Source organism: Cupriavidus pauculus (genome assembly GCF_008693385.1).
GTDB lineage: Bacteria > Pseudomonadota > Gammaproteobacteria > Burkholderiales > Burkholderiaceae > Cupriavidus > Cupriavidus pauculus_D.
The window spans coordinates 591,986-608,882 of record NZ_CP044067.1; the positions used below are offsets into that span (position 1 = coordinate 591,986).

Here is a 16,897-nt window from a genome sequence, read left to right on the forward strand (position 1 = left end):
ATGTCGAATCTCATTGATTCACTCCGCCGCCGCCTGCTCTACCGATCGTCGGCGCTGGCCGGACTCACGCTTTTCGAACTGGCCGGGATCGACCGCGCCGCGGCGGCAACGCTGGCCGCGTCGGGCAAGGCTCGCGCGCAGCGATCGGGCACCACCGATACGCTCGGGCCGATCCGGCAGATCGATGCCGGTACGCTCAACGTGGGCTATGCGGAACTGGGGCCGTCCAACGGACCGGTCGCCATCCTGCTGCACGGCTGGCCGCACGACATTCATAGCTACGCCGATGTGGCACCCATGCTCGCGGCCGCGGGCTATCGCGTCATCGTGCCGTATCTGCGCGGCTATGGCTCGACGCGGTTTCTGTCGCCGGACACGCCACGCAACGGCCAGCAGTCCATCTTCGCGGTGGATGTCGTTGCGTTGATGGATGCGCTGAAGATCGACAAGGCCGTGATCGCCGGCTTCGACTGGGGCGGGCGCGCCGCCAATATCGTCGCCGCGGCATGGCCCGAGCGTTGCCTCGGTCTGGTATCGGTCAGCGGCTACCTCATCGGCAGCCAGGAAGCCGGCCGCAAGCCGCTGCCGCCGCAAGCGGAATGGCTGGCGTGGTTCCAGTACTACTTTGCCACCGAGCGCGGCGCGCAAGGGTATGCGGCGCAGCGCGACGCGTTCAACAAGCTGATCTGGCGCAACGCGTCGCCGCGATTCGCGTTCGACGACGCCACGTTCGAGCGCACCGCGCAGGCCTTCGACAACCCGGACCATGTGGCCATCGTCATCCACAACTACCGCTGGCGGCTGGGGCTCGCGCAAGGCGAGGCCCAGTACGACGAACTGGAAGAACGGCTCGCGCAGGCACCGCGGATCGCGGTGCCCACCATCACGCTCGAAGGCGATGCCAACGGTGCCCCGCACCAGCCATCCGCCGCGTATGCGAAGCAGTTCACCGGCAGGTACCGGCATCGCGACGTTGCGGGCGGCATCGGCCACAACCTGCCGCAGGAAGCGCCGCGCGCGTTCGCCGACGCGGTGTTGCAGGTCGTGAAGCTATAGCTGGCCCGCGGTCTTCGACGATTCGGCGGCTGCCCACAGGTCGTCGACCGCCCGGATGCCCAGCAGGTAGCCGCCCGCGCCGGCACCGCAGATCACCGCGGTGGCGGCGACGGAGATCGACGAATGACGGTACTCCTCGCTGCGCCGGTGGATATTGCTGATATGGACCTCGACGACCGGCCGGCGGATCAGCTTCACTGCATCGAGCACCGGTATCCGCCCGAACGAGAAGCCCGCCGGATTGATGATGAGCGCGGCGTCCTCGAAGTACGCCTCCTGGATCCAGCCGATCAGCTCGCTCTCGCTATTGGTCTGCCGGAATACACAGTCGAACCGGAACGTCTCGGCCATGGCAAGACAGCTCGATTCGATATCGCGCAGCGTCGTGGTGCCGTAGATATGCGGCTCGCGAACACCGAGCATGTTCAGGTTCGAACCGTTGAGGATGTAGAGTTTTCGTTTCATGTCGGAGGGATTCAGTGGCTGCCTTCGAGGCGGGTGCCCTTGGTTTCGCGGGAGATGAAGATCATGAGGAACGACAGCAGATTCAGCGATCCGCACACGACGACGATGGCCCATGGCGAGCCATGGAATGCCTGCAGCAGCGCCACGGCGACGATCGGCATCGGACCGCCCGTCAACAGGTTCGCGCCCGAATAGGACAGCGCCGATCCCGTGTAGCGCGCTTCGGTCGGAAACGACTCGGCAAACCAGACGGGCTGGATGCCGCTCTGAAACTGCGTGAAGCCGAGGAACGCGCCCATCACGGCCATCGTCATGCCGAGCGATCCCTGGTTCAGCACGGGGAAATAGATCAGGCAGCAGACCAGCGTGCACAACGAGCCCAGAAGCAGCGCGCGCCGCCGCCCGATACGATCGCTGAGATAACCGCCGGCAAGCGCGCCCGCGATGGCGCATGCGTTGGCCACCATCAGCAGCATGAATCCGGTCTGCTTGGGCACGCCGAGGTTACGCGTCAGATAGCTGAGCGAAAACACCACGATCAGGTAGAACAGGGCCGCCGGGCCGCAGAAGAACAGCGTGAGGCGCAGCGCGGTCTTCCAGTGATACCGCAGGACCGTGCCGAGCGGGTTGGCGCCGCGCACGCGGCGGGCCTGCTGCGCGCCTTGTGCGCTTTGTCGTTTGAGCGCCTCGAAGGCAGGCGTCTCGCTGACCTTCATGCGGATATAGATGCCGAGCAGCACGAGCACGAAGCTCGCGAGGAACGGGATGCGCCAGCCGAAGGATTCGAAGTCTTCCGCCGACAACGTGCCGGCCAGCGCGAACAGCGTCATGTTCGCGAGGATCTGGCTCAGTGGCGAGCAGATGCCCAGCAGGCCCGAATAGATCCCGCGGCGCTCCGGCGCCGCATGTTCCACGGCCATCAGCTGCGCCCCCGTCGACTCGCCACCCAGCGCGAAGCCCTGCACGATGCGCAGGGTCACGAGCAGCACGGGCGCCAGGATCCCCACTTGCTGATAGGTCGGCAGCAGGCCCATGAGGAACGACGAGACCCCCATCACGGAGACCGTGATCAGCATCAGGTTGCGCCGCCCCCAGCGATCGCCGAGGATGCCGCAGATGATCGCGCCGAGCGGACGCGCGGCCAGGCCGGCCCAGAAGCTGGCCAGCGAGGCCAGCAACGATGCGGTGGGATCGAGCGACGGAAAGAACAGCTTCGGAAAGATGGTCGCCGCCACCACCCCGTATAGCGCGAAGTCGAACCACTCCAGCGCGGTGCCGATCGTGGCGCCGGCGATGGCCCGCCGTGCCATGGACTGCTGCGCGCGGCCGGTGTCGGCCCCGGCAATATTGGACTCCGTGATCACTGCCATGTTGTCTCCCCCGTTATGGTTATCGCTGCCGATTGCGACGGCTTGCGTGTACTGGTATTGTTCGCGCCGTCGGAACCGCCCCATTCCATACCGGAATTCCATTCCGCATTGTGAGATATGTCACTGAAGACGGGACTGAAGATCCTCGATTTCCTGGCGTCGCAAGGTGAAGGCGCCGGCCTGTCGGTCATCGCCGACGCGCTCGACTTGCCGCGCAGTACCTGCCACCGCGTGCTGGGCGAACTCATCGAAGGCGGCTACGTCCGGCATCTGGAGGACCACGGCCGCTACATCCTCTCGATGCGCATGACATCGAACGGACTCGAGTTCCTGAGCCTGACGGGCATCGCCGATATCGCCCAGCCCATCATCGAGCGCATCGCCGCGGAGACCGGCGAACTCGCACGCCTGTCCCTCGTGGACGGCGACGCCATCATCTGGGTCGCGAAAGCCGATGGGCAGCGCACGGGCTTCCGCTACGACCCGGACATGGGAATCGCGGCGCGGCTTTCGTGCACCTCGACGGGCCATGCGTGGCTGATGACCATGTCCGACGAAGACGCGGTGGCGCTGGTCATGAAGCAGGGATTCGGCCAGCCGAACGAGTACGGCCCGAATGCGCCGACCTCGCTGAAGGCCTTGCTCGGCTTCCTGCATGCGGCGCGCGTGCGCGGATACGCGATGATCGACGAGGTCTTCGCGGCGCGCATGGCCGCGGTCGCCGTGCCGGTCAGGCGCGGCAACCGCTGCGTTGGCGTCATCAGCCTGGCCGGCCCGAAGACACGGCTGACGGCGGCGCGAATTCACACGCTGTCCGCCCTGCTGTGCGAAGCCGCCAACGAGCTCGGCCAGCTGTGCAATATGGCCGGCTATCTCTCTCGCCCGCCACTCGGAAAAGCCTGACCACGGGCAACCTTCAGCGCGCCGCCGACAGGTCTCGCGCGATCGCCGCCAGTGCCTCGGCCATGGGACCGAGCGTGCGGTCGCCACGGCGCAGCAGCCCGATCGGTTCTTCGGTGCCGTGCGTATCCACGGGCAGCAGCACCAGTTCCCCTTCCGCCACGGCGCGCCGCGTGGCGGACAGCGGTGCGGCCCATACGTGTTCGCCCTGCGCCGTCATCAGCCGGCCCAGATAGGCGTCCGCGGTCTCCAGGCATCCCTGCGGCAGCGACAAGCCCTGCCGCGAGAGCAGGCTCTCGAGGCTATGGCGCGGGATGGAGCCCTGTGCCGGCACCACAAGCGGCCACGCGAGCAGGTCCATCATGGCCGGCCGATCCCCCATGGCGAGCGCGTGGCCGCGCTGCACCGCGAAGACGAGCGGCTCCGGTCCCAGTGACTCGAACCACAACCCGGCCATGGCGGTCGGGTCGTCCATCCGGGCAATGGCGAGGTCGATCTGGTCGGCCTTCAGCGCCTCGATCAGCTCGCGGTTCATGCCGGTCTGCACGACGACGGGCACTTCGGGATGCGCGCGGCGGAATTGCGTCACGGTATCGAGGAGCAGCGCGGGCACGATGCTGGGCAACGCGCCGAGCCGGATGCGCTCCACCGCGGCAATCGCTACCCCGGCAAGGCTGTCGGCGGCGGCATCGACGCTCTCCAGCACGCGCATCGCCAGCCCGAGAAAGTGCACGCCAGCCGTCGTGAGCTGGGTGCCCGACCGCTGACGGACCAGCAACCGCGTGCCCGCCAGTTCCTCGAGCTCGTTCAGTGTTTTCGAGATCGCGGGCTGCGTCAGGCCCAGTTGCTCGGCGGCGCGCCCCAGCCGGCGGGCCTGCGCCACCGCGACAAAGCAGTGCAGATGGCGCAGGCGCACGCGCGAGCGGAACGCTTCCGACGCAGTTCCCTGCCGCTGCCCCGTGCCTTCCTCACCCTTTTTCATAACTAAAATTCATGTTTTATCGACAAAAACTCAATTTACATGAAGTTTTAGCGCACTTAAAGTCTCCAACGTCCCAGACCACACAACACGGAGACCACGCGATGTCTCGCCTTGCCCAATATCGCCGCCCCTGGTGGAACACCCAACCCGACTATCGGTTCGACCCCTACGGTTCGACGCAACTGCGCGCGCCCCAGCAACCGCTCGTCGCGATCCCGCAATCGTTGTCGGAGGTCACCGGCCCGACCTTCGGCCCCGAATTCGTGCGCCAGGGCGACAACGACCTGACCGTCGGCAACGGCGGCGACCCGATCGGCGAGCGCATCCTCGTCTCGGGCCGCGTGCTCGACGAGAACGGCCGGCCCGTGCCCAATGCGCTGATCGAGATCTGGCAGGCCAACGCCGCGGGCCGCTATACGCATGCGCGGGACCAGCACGATGCGCCGCTGGATCCGCACTTCTCGGGCGAAGGCCGCACCATCAGCGACGCGCAGGGCCGCTACCAGTTCAAGACGATCAAGCCCGGTGCCTACCCCTGGCGGAACCACCACAACGCCTGGCGCCCGCAGCATATTCACCTCTCGCTGTTCGGCAATGCCTATGCAACGCGGCTCGTGACGCAGCTGTATTTCCCGGGAGACCCCCTGCTCGCCTTCGATCCGATCTACCAGTGCGTGCCCGACGAAAAAGCGCGACAGCGCCTGATCGCCACGTTCGACTGGGAAACCACGCAGCCGGAGTACGCACTCGGCTATCGCTTCGACATCGTTTTGCGTGGGCGCGACGCCACGCCCATGGAGTAACCGATCATGCTCTACGCCACCGCATCGCAAACCGTCGGTCCGTATCTCCACATCGGCCTTGCCGGCCTGGACCGCGCGGACCTGACCACCGACGCGCCCGAGCTCGCGGGCCAGCGCATCGTCATCGAAGGCCGCGTCCTCGACGGACGCGGCGACCCCGTACCCGACGGCATGGTCGAGATCTGGCAGGCCAACCCCGCGGGCCGCTATCGCCATCCGGAGGACCGGAGCGACCTCACGCTGACGGCCGGCTTCACCGGCTTCGGCCGTGTACCCACAGGACCCGACGGCGGCTTCCGCTTCGTGACCGTCAAACCCGGTGCCGTGCCCGACGCGGGGGGCGAACCCGGCGCCATGCAGGCCCCTCACATCATGGTGTCGGTATTCATGCGCGGGCTAGTCAAGCACGTTGCCACCCGCATGTATTTCCCCGATGAGGCGGCCGCCAACGCGAAGGACCGCGTGCTGGCGTGCGTGCCCAACGAGCGGCGCGGGACGCTGATCGCGGAGGACGACGGCAGCGGCACGCTGCGCTGGAACATCGTCCTGCAGGGAGCCGGCGAGACCGTGTTCTTCGATATCTGAGCGCCAGACGATGGATACTCGTTCACGCGGATCGGGGCGATTGACGGCGCCGATGTTCGGGGGCGCCGCCGCGCTGGCCATCTTCGACGATGCCGGCACCGTACGGCGCATGCTCGATGTGGAAGCCGCGCTGGCGCGCGCCGAGGCACACTGCGGCGTGATACCGGCCGAAGCGGCGGCGGTCATCGCGGACGTTTGCGGTGACATGCGCGGTGACATGCGCGGTGACATGCGCGGTGACATGCGTGGTGACATGCATGGCATCGACCTCGACGCGCTGGCATACGATGCGGCCGCGGCAGGCAATCTCGCCATTCCCTTCGTCAGGCAGTTGACCGCCGCCGTCGCGCAGCGCGACGCCCACGCCGGGCGCTTCGTCCATTGGGGCGCGACGAGCCAGGACATCATCGATACCGCGATGGTGCTCCAGCTGCGCGACGCAGCGGCCGCCATCGAGGCCGACCTCGTCGCGCTCGGGCAGGTCGTGGCGGAACTGGCGGCGCGGCATCGCGCCACGCCGATGGTCGCGCGCACCTGGCTGCAGCACGCGCTGCCCACCACGTTCGGGCTCAAGGCCGCGGGATGGCTCGACGCGTTGCGGCGCGATCTCGGCCGGCTCGATGCATCGCGCGCGCAGGCCTGCGCGCTCCAGTTCGGCGGGGCGGCCGGCACGCTTGCGAGCCTCGGCGCGTCGGCGCCGGCCGTATCGTCGGCGCTGGCCGACCTGCTCGGCCTCCAGCATCCCGTGCTGCCATGGCATGGCCACCGGGACCGCATGGTGGAAATGGCCACGACGCTCGGCATGCTCACGGGTACGCTGGGCAAGATGGCGCGCGACATCTCGCTGATGATGCAGACCGAAGTCGCGGAAGCCGCGGAGCCATCGGGTCCCGGCCGCGGCGGTTCCAGCACCATGCCGCACAAGCGCAACCCGGTGGGCTGTTCGGCCGTCCTCGCCGCGGCCACGCGCGTACCGCATCTCGTGGCCACGATGCTGGCGGGCATGGTGCAGGAGCACGAGCGCGCGCTGGGCGGCTGGCAGGCGGAGTGGGATACGTTGCCGCAAATCGTCACGCTTGCATCGGGCGCGCTGTCCCATATGCGCGAGGTGGCAGGCGGATTGCAGGTGGACACCGCACGCATGCGCGAAAACCTCGACATGACGCACGGGCTGATACTTGCGGAGGCCGCCATGCTCGAACTCGGCGGCCGCATCGGGCGGCTGCCGGCGCATCATCTGGTGGAAGCCGCATCGAGACGCGCGGTTGCGGACCGGAGCAGCCTGCGCGATGCCCTGGCACTGACGCTGGCCGCCGACCCGTCGCATGCGACACTGATCGACGATGCCACGCTCGACCGTCTGGCCGACCCCGCCAACTATGCGGGAGAATCGTCACGATTTGCCGACGCCGCCGTGCGGGCGTGGGAAGCTACCCTCACCGCGCGACAACAGCGCTGACATTGCCATCAGGAGACCCATCTTGCCTTACCTCGATCACGCCGGTGCCCGGCTCTTCTACACGGTGGACGGCCCCGAATCGGCGCCCGCCATTCTGTTTTCCAACTCGCTCGGCACCGACCACACCATGTGGCAGCCGCAGGCCGAGGCACTGGCCGGCCGCTATCGTGTGGTGCGCTACGACACGCGCGGCCATGGCCGCTCGACCGCGCCCGGCGACGCCTTCACGATGGCGCAACTCGGCGGCGACGCGCTCGCGATCCTCGATGCACTCTCGATCGACAAGGCAGTGTTCTGCGGCGTCTCGATGGGCGGACAGACCGGCATGTGGCTCGGCATTCATGCCCCGGCGCGCTTCTCGAAGATCGTCCTCGCGAACACCGGCGCCCGCATCGGCACCGACGAAAAATGGAATACGCGCATCGATACCGTGCAACGTGACGGGATGAGCGTGATGGTCGAGCCTTCGCTGTCGGTGTGGTTCCGGCCGGACTTCCTCGCCACGGCATCGCAGGCGATCGCCGGTCTGCGCAAGGTGCTCGGGGAGCTGGATCCGCGCGGCTATACGGCCAACTGCGCGGCGGTGCGCGACGCGGACTTCCGGGACACGGTGAAGACGATTGCCGTGCCGGTCCTGGTCATTGCCGGCAGCGACGACCCATCGACGCCGCCGGCGCTCGGCCGCGAACTGGCGTCCTCGATCCCGGACGCGCGCTTTCTGGAACTGCAGGCCGCGCATATCTCGAGCTTCGAACAGCCGGGGCCCTTCACCGCGGCGCTGCTCGACTTTATCGAGGACCGCCCGCCCGTCAATGACGACGCCGCGCGCTACGCAGCCGGCCTCGCCGTGCGCCGCGACGTGCTGGGCAGCGCGCACGTGGACCGCTCGCTCGCGAAGCTGACACCGCTCAACGAGGAATTCCAGAACCTGATCACGCGCTACGCCTGGGGCGAGATCTGGACCCGCGAAGGGCTGCCGCGCCATACCCGCAGCCTGGTGACCATCGCAATGATGGTCGCGCTCAACCGTGGCGAAGAACTCAAGCTTCATCTGCGTGCCGCCGCCAACAACGGTGTGACGCGCGACGAGATCAAGGAGATCCTCCTGCAGACGGCCATCTACTGCGGCGTGCCCGCGGCCAATGCCGCCTTCCACGCCGCCGAGGAAGTGTTCGGGCCGGCGACCGACCCGCACGTCACGACGCCATAACAGGGACTGCGAGGGACTGCGAGGGACTGGGAGGGACTGGGAGGGACTGGGCGCGACTGGGCGCGACTGGGCCTCTTGTCACGCATCCGTGTGTGAGCGGATCAGGCCGCCCGCGCCGTCGCCGTCGCCGTCGCCGTCGCCGCCACCCACGCGGGATAGTCGCTATAGCCTTGCTCGGCGCCGCCGAACAGCGTGCCGCCATCGAGATTCGCGAGCGGCAGTCCCTCCGCCATGCGGCGCGGCAAGTCGGGATTGGCAACGAACGGCCGGCCGAACGCGACCAGATCGGCATAGCCTTTCTCGAGCACCCACCGTGCACGCGCGTCGTCGTACTTGCCGGCGACGATGATCGGGCCAGCGAAGCTGGCACGGATCTCCCGGCGGAAGTCTTCGGTGAACACGGGCGCATCGTCCCAGTCCGCTTCGACCAGATGCAGATACGCGATGCCCTTTGCATCGAGATAGCGTGCCGCCTCGAGCATCGTCGGCAGGATATCGGGACACGCCATGCCGCGCGCCGTCAGGAACGGCGCCAGGCGGATCGCCGTGCGGTCCGCGCCCACCTCGTCGATGACCGCGTCCATCACCTCCTTCAGAAAGCGCAGGCGGTTCTCGCGCGAACCGCCGTACGCATCGGTGCGCACGTTCGACGTCGTGCGCAGGAACTGGTCGATCAGGTACCCGTTGGCGCCATGGATCTCCACCCCGTCGAACCCCGCCTCGATCGCCCGGCGCGCGGCGCGCCGGTAGTCCCCGACGATCGCGTGGATCTCGTCGATGCCGAGCGCGCGCGGGGTCGGGCACGCATACATGCCGCCCTCGCCGGTCGCCGGATCGACCATCCAGATCGAACCGTCAAACGGTACCGCCGACGGTGCCACCGGCAGCTCGCCGCCATGGAACGCGGGATGCGACATGCGACCGACGTGCCAGAGCTGAAGATAGATGCGTCCACCGGCCTGATGCACGGCGCGCGTCACCAGGCGCCAGCCTTCGACCTGCGCATCGCTATGGATACCGGGCGTGAACGAGTAGCCCTTGCCCTGCGGCGAGATCTGCGAGGCTTCGGTCACGATCAGCCCCGCACTGGCGCGCTGCGCGTAGTAGGTTGCGTTCAACGCGTTGGGCACGTCGCCCGGCTGCGAACTGCGCGCGCGGGTCATCGGCGCCATGACGATGCGGTTGGGCAATGCCAGCTGGCCGATCCGTACCGGCGTGAAGAGTGAGTCGAGTGAGGACATGGCGATTCCGGGCTTCAGTTGATCAGTGCGCCGCCGTCGATATCGAGGATCGCGCCGGTCATGAAAGGGTTGTCGATGGCCAGCAGATAGCCTTGCGCGAGATCTTCCACGCGGCCATAGCGGCCCACGGGCAGGCTGCCCGCCGCGCGATCGAGCATCGCGCCGCGCGCGCCGGCATCCATGGCTTCATAGGCTTCGGTATCGGTCAGGCCGGGGCTGACGACGTTGACGCGGATCGGCGCGAGCTCGCGCGCCAGAATCTTCGCCACGGCTTCGAGCGCCGCGTTCATCGCCGTCTTGACGTAGGTGCCGGGCACGGTGCGGCGCGAGAGAAACCCGCTGGTCAGCGTGAGCGTGCCGCCGGGGCGCAGATGCTTCGCGGCGGCCTTGGCCACCGCGAGCGTGCCCCAGAACTTCACGTCGAATGCAGCCCTCGCCGCGGCGATATCCACGTCGGCGACCTTTCCGCCGGGTGCCTGCGATCCCGCGGTAAAGACCACGTGATCCACGGGGCCGAGCTGATCGAAGTAGCGCCCGACGGCGCCGGCATCGGCGATGTCCAGTCCATTGCGGCGGCTGACGACCAGCACGCGGCCGGGGCGCTCGCCCAGCGCGTCGGCCACGGCGCGGCCGATGCCTGTGTGGCCGCCGACGACGACGGAAACGGTTTGGTCGGTGAAGCTCATGTGCATGCTCCTTGCAGAAGGGTTCGGCAGAAGGGTTCGGTACCGCTTGCATGCACTCTAGATCTTGCGAACTATTTTGATAATTGGTTAAATCGAGAAATCATATTTCGGAGATTCCGAAAGATGCTCGACAATCTCAATCTCAATCTCAATCTCAATCTCAATCACCTGCGCCTGTTCCTGACCATCCTCGAGAAGGGCGGCTTGTCGGCCGCCGGCCGGGAACTGGGGTTGTCGCCGGCCTCCGTTTCCGAACGGCTGGCGACGCTCGAGGCGTACTACGGCGTCACGTTGCTGACCCGCACGACGCGCTCCATCCATCCGACGGACGAAGGCCGCACGCTGGCCGATGGCGCGCGGCGATTACTGGCCGAGGCGGACGAGCTCGAGAGCCGCGTACGGCTCGGCGCCCAGACGATCTCCGGCCCCGTCCGGCTCAGCGCGCCCGTGGACCTCGGCCAGACGCGCATCGTGCCGATCGTCGATCGCTTCCTCGACACGCATCCGGACGTCACCATCGACCTGGACCTGACCGACGGCTTCGTCGATCTGGTCGCGCAGGGCATCGATTTCGCCGTGCGCTATGGCACGCTGGCCGACAGCACGCTCAAGGCCAAGCCGATCGGCGAGAACCGCCGGGTCGTCTGCGCCGCGCCCGCCTATCTCGAACGCCATGGCACGCCGCGGCATCCCGATGACCTCCAGCACCACGACTGCATCGTCATGCGCTTCGGCATCAACAGCGAACGCGTCTGGCCCTTTCGCGTCGATGGCGAACCCCATGCCGTCACGGTCCGCGGACGACGGATGGCCAACACCGGCGATCTGGTCAGGCGCTGGGCCTTGCAGGGATACGGCCTGTGCATGAAATCGGTCTGGGATATCCAGTCCGATCTCGACGCGGGCCGTCTGGTCGAAGTCCTGGCCCCGTTCTCGGCCGGCCGCACGGCGCTGCAGATCGTGTATCCGCCGACGCGGGTGCAGCCGCGCCGGGTCCGCGCATTGATCGACACCATCGCCGGCGAACTGGCGGGGGAAGCGACGCTGGCGACGGTCGGCGCGACCGGTTGAGGCCGAACATCGTTACCCGTACACGATCTCCGGCGTCCACGCGTCCGGCGCCTCCGCATGCAGTTGCCAGAACGCATCCGCCACGGCCCGCGCATGCACCGAGTCCGGCCCGACCAGCGTGCTGACCGTCACTGCCGCAACGTGGATGCCGCGCGCCTGCATCGGCTCGAACAGCGACAGTGCGGCGGCACGCAGGCCCGCCTTGCCCGTGCTCAGCGTCAGGAACTGCGGCGAGGGATGCATGCCGAGCCCGCCGCCCGTGATCAGGATGCTGCCGCCATCGTTGCGCGCGATGGCGTCGGCCGCGGCCCGCATCGCCACGAGCGCGCTCGTGAGATTGACGTGCATGTCCGAGATCAGCGAGCCCGTGGTCTCGTCCGCGAGCGTGCGCGTCTGCAGCGCGCCGTCGGTGCCGTAATGCAGCACCCCGGCGTTGTAGTGCAGCACCGAAAGATGGTCTCGATGCCGTTCGACCAGTGCCGCCACCGCGTGCGGGTCGGCCGCATCCACGGTATCGAATGCGATATTGCCGATGCCGGCGGCCTCCGCATGCCCGCGCAATCGCGCGGTGTTGCGCGAGGCCACCACGACGCGATAGCCCTCGCGTGCAAAGCGCTCGGCCGTGGCCAGACCGATGCCCGGCCCGGATCCGATCTGCAGGAACGTCTGGCTCATGTCGATCTCCTGTCTGGGATATCCGCGTTCAGGCGACCACTCCGGCGAGTTCGATCAGATTGCCGAACGGGTCCGCGATAAAGGCGAGCTTGCGGCCGATCGCGGGCAGCTCGAACGGCTCGGCCACGATCTGCACGCCGCGGCGGCGCAGTTCGGCGACCGCTGCGTCCATGTCGCCGACGTTGATGCAGAAGTGGTGATAGCCAGCCAGACGCAGGCTGTCGCCGAGATCGCTGTACACGGGCTTGGGAATGGGCAGCGGCTCGCCATCGCCGAGAATCTCGACAAAGAACGCATCGTCGCTGGCGGGGGCCAGATACGCGAGCCGCTGATCGGCATAGGTCCAGCGGTGGACCACGCGGAAGTCGAGCATCTCGGTGTACCACTGCACGGCGGTATCGAAACTCGGCACGCGCACGGCGACGTGGTGCCCCTTCATCGAGGCGAGCGGGCTGTTGGCGTTGACGGCGGGGGTAGTGACGACGGACATGGTGAAACTCCTGTGGATCGGTGTTGCAGTCGCGTCAGTGCGGCTGCGGTGATCGAAGAGTAGGGCCTGGCATGCCGCAAGAGAATCGACGGAGGGTTGTCGAAATATGAACCATGGGTTCATAATCCGCGAGCCCTCATCCGACCGGCTTTCGCGATGCCTACTGCAAGGAAGTTGTCCGCCCCGGCGCCCTCGTCCGTCAGCCTGCCCGGCCTGATCGCGTTCGAAAGCGTGGCCCGTCACCTCAATTTCACGCGCGCGGCCACGGAGATGGAAATCACACCGACCGCGATCTCGCGCACCATCAAGCTGCTGGAAGCCTCGATGCGCGTCAGGCTCTTCCACCGCACTACGCGCAGCGTGTCGCTGACCGAAGCCGGCACGCAGCTGCTGCAGACGCTGGCGCCCGCCCTCGATCAGATCCGCCGCTCGGTGCAGGAAGTGGGCGACGCGTCGGGTGCCGCGCGCGGGCAGCTACGCATCAATACGTCATACGTGGCCTACGCCACGTTGATTCAGCCGCATCTGCGCGCGTTCCTGGAGCAGTATCCCGAGCTTGCCGTCGAAATCAGCGTCGAGCACGGCCTCAGCGATATCGTCGCGGGCGGCTTCGACGCGGGAATCCGGCTCGGCCGGGCCTTGCAGAAGGACATGATCGCCGTCCCCCTCGGCCCGCCACAGCGGCTGCTCGTGGTGGGCGCGCCCGCCTACATCAAGGCGCGTGGAAAGCCGAAGCGCCCCGACCAGCTGCTGCAGCACGACTGCATCCGACAACGGATCGGCAACCGCGGGCAATTCCTGCCATGGGAGTTCCGCGCGGGCAACGAGCCACTGACCATCGACATCCAGGGCCGGCTCGTCTTCAGCGAAATGCGGACCGTGCTCGAGGCCGCATGCGATGGCAACGGGCTGGCCTTCGTCTTCGAACATTTCGCGCAGCGGGCGCTCGCGGACGGGCTCGTCATCCCCCTCCTCGAAACGTTCACGCGTCCACGCGAACCGTTCTATCTCTACTACCCGAATCGTGCGCAGATGCCCGGCAAATTACGGGCGTTCCTGCAGTTCTTTCAGGACAAGGGGCGTGCGGCCGCGTGACATTGCCCCGGGCGCGATTGCACGTCCGCACGAAGGCTGCCGCATGCAACGGCGGCCACGCGCCCGCCCCATGGTGCGATTCGCATTCGGCGCGTGAAGTTCGCTGCGCGAGCGGGAACGAAGACCTGCCGCCATGAACAATGATTGCCCGCGAAACAGATCAAGGAGTACGCGATGGGCAGTTGCATTTCCTCCCCTACGGGCGCCGCTTCCACGCCGACGGGCCACACGCATCAAACGGACCAGAACACATCGGCCGCGCCGCGGCAGGGCACGCGTTCACGGCGCGGGAGCGCGACCCATATCGAACTGGAACCGCGCGTGGGCGCATCGACCCAGAGCGGCCCGTCGCGACGCACGCCGCCACCGGCTGACCCGCGCATGATGCGCGTCGGTGACGATCGCTACTACACGATCGCCCCGGCCGGAACGCATGGGCTCGCGCATCGAAACTACCGGCTTGACGATGCGAGGCGCGCGCGAATCGAAGTGCACGTGATAGACGGCCTGCTGCATCAGCCCGGCGCGGACGGCCGGTTCGTGCCGATGACTACCGAGGAGGACACGATGTTCGTCATGGCCGGCGACGGGCGCATCTACGCGGCGACGGCAGCGATCGTGGATAACCACACGGGCTTCATGGCGGGCGGCCGCGTCGCGGCGGCGGGCGAGCTGACGGTGCGCGATGGCCGCCTCATTCATATCGACAATTACAGCGGGCATTACGCGCCATCGCTCGAATGCCACGCACAGGTCCTGCAGCGGCTCGGTAGCGAGCAGGTGCAATTGCCGCAGTCGGAGCAGAATCCCGGCGCACCCGCATGGCTGGCATCGTCGGGCACCACGATGGTTCGCGGCTAGCCCATCGGATATCCCGCATTGTGTGAATTCGCTATCAGAGGCAAGTCTGAAAGCGCTGCGTGATCGCCAATAAAATGTTTACCTGATCGACGATTTGCGTCCGGTTCGTTTCTAGACTCCTTGCAGGATTGTCTGCTGGAATGACCGGGAGAAATCGACATGCGCCATCCCGCATCGTTGAGCGTGATTGCCGGGGCCGCGGCCGGTGGAATGTTGTCGCTGGCACCGCTGCCGGCCTCCGCCGCGCAGTGTCCCGCGGCATGGCAGAGCACGATGGTCTATGCAACGCCCGGTGCGATGGTGGCCTATAACGGGCGCGCGTATCAGAACAAGTGGTGGACGCAGGGGAATGTGCCGGGCACCGAGCAGTGGGGACCTTGGGAGGACAAGGGTGAGTGCACGGGCGGCGCGACCCCCTCCCCTTCCCCTTCCCCTACCCCTGCTCCTACCCCTGCGCCGACGCCCGCCCCCGTTCCCGCGCCGACACCAAGCCCTGCACCGGCACCTACCCCCGCACCTACCCCCGCACCGACCCCCGCACCGACCCCCGCACCGACCCCAACACCGAGCCCGGCCCCTGCACCCGCGCCAACGCCCGCGCAGACCAAACCCGGCTGCTACGCCCCCTGGAGCGCCTCCAGCATCTACAACGAGAACAACGTCGCCTCGTATCAGGCGAGGAACTATCGCGCCAAATGGTGGGCGCAAGGCAACACGCCGACCAGCGGCGACCCATGGGCCGTCATCGAAGACTGCGACCCGGCAAAGGTTCCACCGCCCGCGCCAACGCCGACGCCTGTCCCCTCCCCGGCGCCGGTCCCCGTGTCGCCCGATATCCCCGTGCCCACGCGCACCCAGGCCGAGCAGGTGGAGAAGGACCTCACGAACACGCCAGCCTTCGCCGCCATCAAGCTGATGATCCGCACCGCCGACAATGCCATCGTCGATGCAACCGATGCCGGCAAGGCAAGCAACCCCGCCAACGTCCAGCGCGTGGAAAAAATCATGAACGCGTCAAAGTGGGACTTCCTGTTCCCACGCAGGGATCCGTCTTACACCTATCGCGCATTCCTGCAGGCCATCGCCAAGTTCCCCGCCGTCTGCGCCGACTACCGGGACGGCCGCGATGCCGACGCCATCTGCCGTAAAACGCTCGCCACGATGTTCGCGCACTTCGCGCAGGAGACCGGCGAGCATGACATCCATTCGAGCACGCCGGAGTTCAGGCAAGGCCTGCACTGGGTCAGGGAAATGGGCTGCAGCGAAACCGGCGACGGCTGCGGCTACAACGCCGAGTGCGATCCCAAGATCTGGCAGGGCCAGCTGTATGTCTGCGGCAAGAACCCCGATGGCAACTTCAAGAAGTATTACGGACGCGGCGCCAAGCAGCTTTCGTACAACTACAACTACGGTCAGTTCTCGCAGGTGATGTACGGCAAGCCGACGATCCTGCTCGACGACCCCGACAGCGTCGCCAGCACGTGGCTCAACCTCGCGTCGGCCGTCTTCTTCTTCGTCTATCCGCAACCGCCGAAACCATCGATGCAGGCCGTGATCGACGGCAGCTGGCAACCGAACGCCACGGACCAGTCGAGCGGGCTCGTCCCCGGCTTCGGCGTCACCACGATGATCATCAACGGTGGTGTGGAGTGCGGCGGCAACACGGAAATCGCGCAGTCGCAGAACCGCATCAAGTACTACAAGTCCTTCGCGGCCGAACTCAATGTGCCGGTGCCCGACAACGAAGTGCTGGGCTGCGCCAACATGAAGCAGTTCTCCGACCAGGGCAGCGCGGCGGCCGACACGACATGGGTCAAGGACTGGCACGACGGCATGGCCTACCGCTGCATGCTGGTGAACTACCAGGAAAAATTCAGCGCGCTGATTCCCGGCGATTACGTCAAGTGCGTGGAGAACGAATGGGGGGTGAAGCTGAAGTAGGCGGGCA

General features: G+C 67.0%; 17 protein-coding genes. 10 read left to right on the forward strand and 7 right to left on the reverse strand.

Annotation, left to right across the window (positions count from 1 at the left end):
- Positions 1-1,056, forward strand: a complete 1,056-nt coding sequence (locus FOB72_RS20925; protein WP_150374632.1) for an alpha/beta fold hydrolase — start codon at positions 1-3, stop codon at positions 1,054-1,056.
- On the opposite strand, the gene FOB72_RS20930 is transcribed toward FOB72_RS20925, so the two are convergent.
- Both FOB72_RS20930 and FOB72_RS20935 read right to left on the reverse strand, forming a co-directional pair.
- Positions 1,051-1,521 carry a type II 3-dehydroquinate dehydratase gene (locus tag FOB72_RS20930; RefSeq protein WP_150374633.1) on the reverse strand — a complete coding sequence of 157 codons (471 nt, stop codon included), beginning with the start codon at positions 1,519-1,521 and terminating at the stop codon, positions 1,051-1,053. The genes FOB72_RS20925 and FOB72_RS20930 overlap by 6 nt on opposite strands.
- Positions 1,522-1,532: 11 nt before the next feature.
- On the reverse strand, positions 1,533-2,831 hold the full coding sequence (locus tag FOB72_RS20935; RefSeq protein ID WP_150377303.1) for an MFS transporter: 1,299 nt from the start codon (positions 2,829-2,831) through the stop codon (positions 1,533-1,535).
- A gap of 177 nt (positions 2,832-3,008) precedes the next feature.
- Between FOB72_RS20935 and FOB72_RS20940 the strand changes: the two genes are divergently transcribed.
- Positions 3,009-3,794: an IclR family transcriptional regulator gene (locus FOB72_RS20940; RefSeq protein ID WP_150374634.1), complete on the forward strand. Its 786-nt coding sequence runs from the start codon at positions 3,009-3,011 to the stop codon at positions 3,792-3,794.
- Between the two features lie 13 nt (positions 3,795-3,807).
- Here the strand turns inward: FOB72_RS20940 and FOB72_RS20945 are convergent, their stop codons facing one another.
- A complete protein-coding gene (locus FOB72_RS20945) occupies positions 3,808-4,773 on the reverse strand; it encodes a LysR substrate-binding domain-containing protein (RefSeq protein ID WP_150374635.1) in 966 nt (321 codons plus the stop codon).
- 101 nt (positions 4,774-4,874) lie between these two features.
- On the opposite strand from FOB72_RS20945, the gene pcaH reads away from it, so the two are divergent.
- The 4 genes from pcaH to pcaD are packed head-to-tail and all read left to right on the forward strand — an operon-like array spanning position 4,875 to position 8,830.
- Positions 4,875-5,576: a protocatechuate 3,4-dioxygenase subunit beta gene (gene pcaH / locus FOB72_RS20950; protein WP_150374636.1), complete on the forward strand. Its 702-nt coding sequence runs from the start codon at positions 4,875-4,877 to the stop codon at positions 5,574-5,576.
- Positions 5,577-5,582: 6 nt separating this feature from the next.
- Positions 5,583-6,161, forward strand: coding sequence for a protocatechuate 3,4-dioxygenase subunit alpha (gene pcaG, locus FOB72_RS20955; protein ID WP_150374637.1), 579 nt, complete (start codon positions 5,583-5,585; stop codon positions 6,159-6,161).
- Between the two features lie 10 nt (positions 6,162-6,171).
- Entirely contained in the window at positions 6,172-7,620 is a 1,449-nt protein-coding gene (locus FOB72_RS20960; protein ID WP_150374638.1) for a 3-carboxy-cis,cis-muconate cycloisomerase, read from the forward strand.
- A 22-nt stretch (positions 7,621-7,642) separates the two neighbouring features.
- Complete coding sequence (gene pcaD / locus FOB72_RS20965) at positions 7,643-8,830, forward strand: 3-oxoadipate enol-lactonase (RefSeq protein WP_150374639.1); 1,188 nt, start codon at positions 7,643-7,645, stop codon at positions 8,828-8,830.
- A gap of 101 nt (positions 8,831-8,931) precedes the next feature.
- Here pcaD and FOB72_RS20970 read toward each other — a convergent pair whose 3' ends face one another.
- Together FOB72_RS20970 and FOB72_RS20975 are read right to left on the reverse strand one after the other, a co-directional pair.
- Positions 8,932-10,071: an alkene reductase gene (locus tag FOB72_RS20970; RefSeq protein ID WP_150374640.1), complete on the reverse strand. Its 1,140-nt coding sequence runs from the start codon at positions 10,069-10,071 to the stop codon at positions 8,932-8,934.
- Between the two features lie 14 nt (positions 10,072-10,085).
- A complete protein-coding gene (locus FOB72_RS20975; protein ID WP_150374641.1) occupies positions 10,086-10,757 on the reverse strand; it encodes an SDR family oxidoreductase in 672 nt (223 codons plus the stop codon).
- Between the two features lie 123 nt (positions 10,758-10,880).
- On the opposite strand from FOB72_RS20975, the gene FOB72_RS20980 reads away from it, so the two are divergent.
- The gene (locus FOB72_RS20980) at positions 10,881-11,828 is read left to right on the forward strand and encodes a LysR family transcriptional regulator (RefSeq protein WP_150374642.1); all 948 of its coding nucleotides are present in this window, start codon (positions 10,881-10,883) and stop codon (positions 11,826-11,828) included.
- Between the two features lie 12 nt (positions 11,829-11,840).
- On the opposite strand, the gene FOB72_RS20985 is transcribed toward FOB72_RS20980, so the two are convergent.
- Together FOB72_RS20985 and FOB72_RS20990 are read right to left on the reverse strand one after the other, a co-directional pair.
- Positions 11,841-12,503 carry an SDR family NAD(P)-dependent oxidoreductase gene (locus FOB72_RS20985; RefSeq protein ID WP_150374643.1) on the reverse strand — a complete coding sequence of 221 codons (663 nt, stop codon included), beginning with the start codon at positions 12,501-12,503 and terminating at the stop codon, positions 11,841-11,843.
- 28 nt (positions 12,504-12,531) lie between these two features.
- A complete protein-coding gene (locus FOB72_RS20990; protein WP_150374644.1) occupies positions 12,532-12,993 on the reverse strand; it encodes a VOC family protein in 462 nt (153 codons plus the stop codon).
- 156 nt (positions 12,994-13,149) lie between these two features.
- Here FOB72_RS20990 and FOB72_RS20995 point away from each other — a divergent pair, with 156 nt between their 5' ends.
- The 3 genes from FOB72_RS20995 (at position 13,150) to FOB72_RS21005 (ending at position 16,890) form a co-directional block, all read left to right on the forward strand.
- Positions 13,150-14,088 (forward strand): LysR family transcriptional regulator, encoded by a 939-nt coding sequence (locus tag FOB72_RS20995; RefSeq protein ID WP_150374645.1) that lies wholly within the window; start codon positions 13,150-13,152, stop codon positions 14,086-14,088.
- 174 nt (positions 14,089-14,262) lie between these two features.
- Positions 14,263-14,949, forward strand: a complete 687-nt coding sequence (locus FOB72_RS21000) for a hypothetical protein (protein ID WP_150374646.1) — start codon at positions 14,263-14,265, stop codon at positions 14,947-14,949.
- Positions 14,950-15,108: 159 nt separating this feature from the next.
- Positions 15,109-16,890 carry a glycoside hydrolase family 19 protein gene (locus FOB72_RS21005; protein WP_150374647.1) on the forward strand — a complete coding sequence of 594 codons (1,782 nt, stop codon included), beginning with the start codon at positions 15,109-15,111 and terminating at the stop codon, positions 16,888-16,890.
- Positions 16,891-16,897 lie beyond the last annotated feature (7 nt).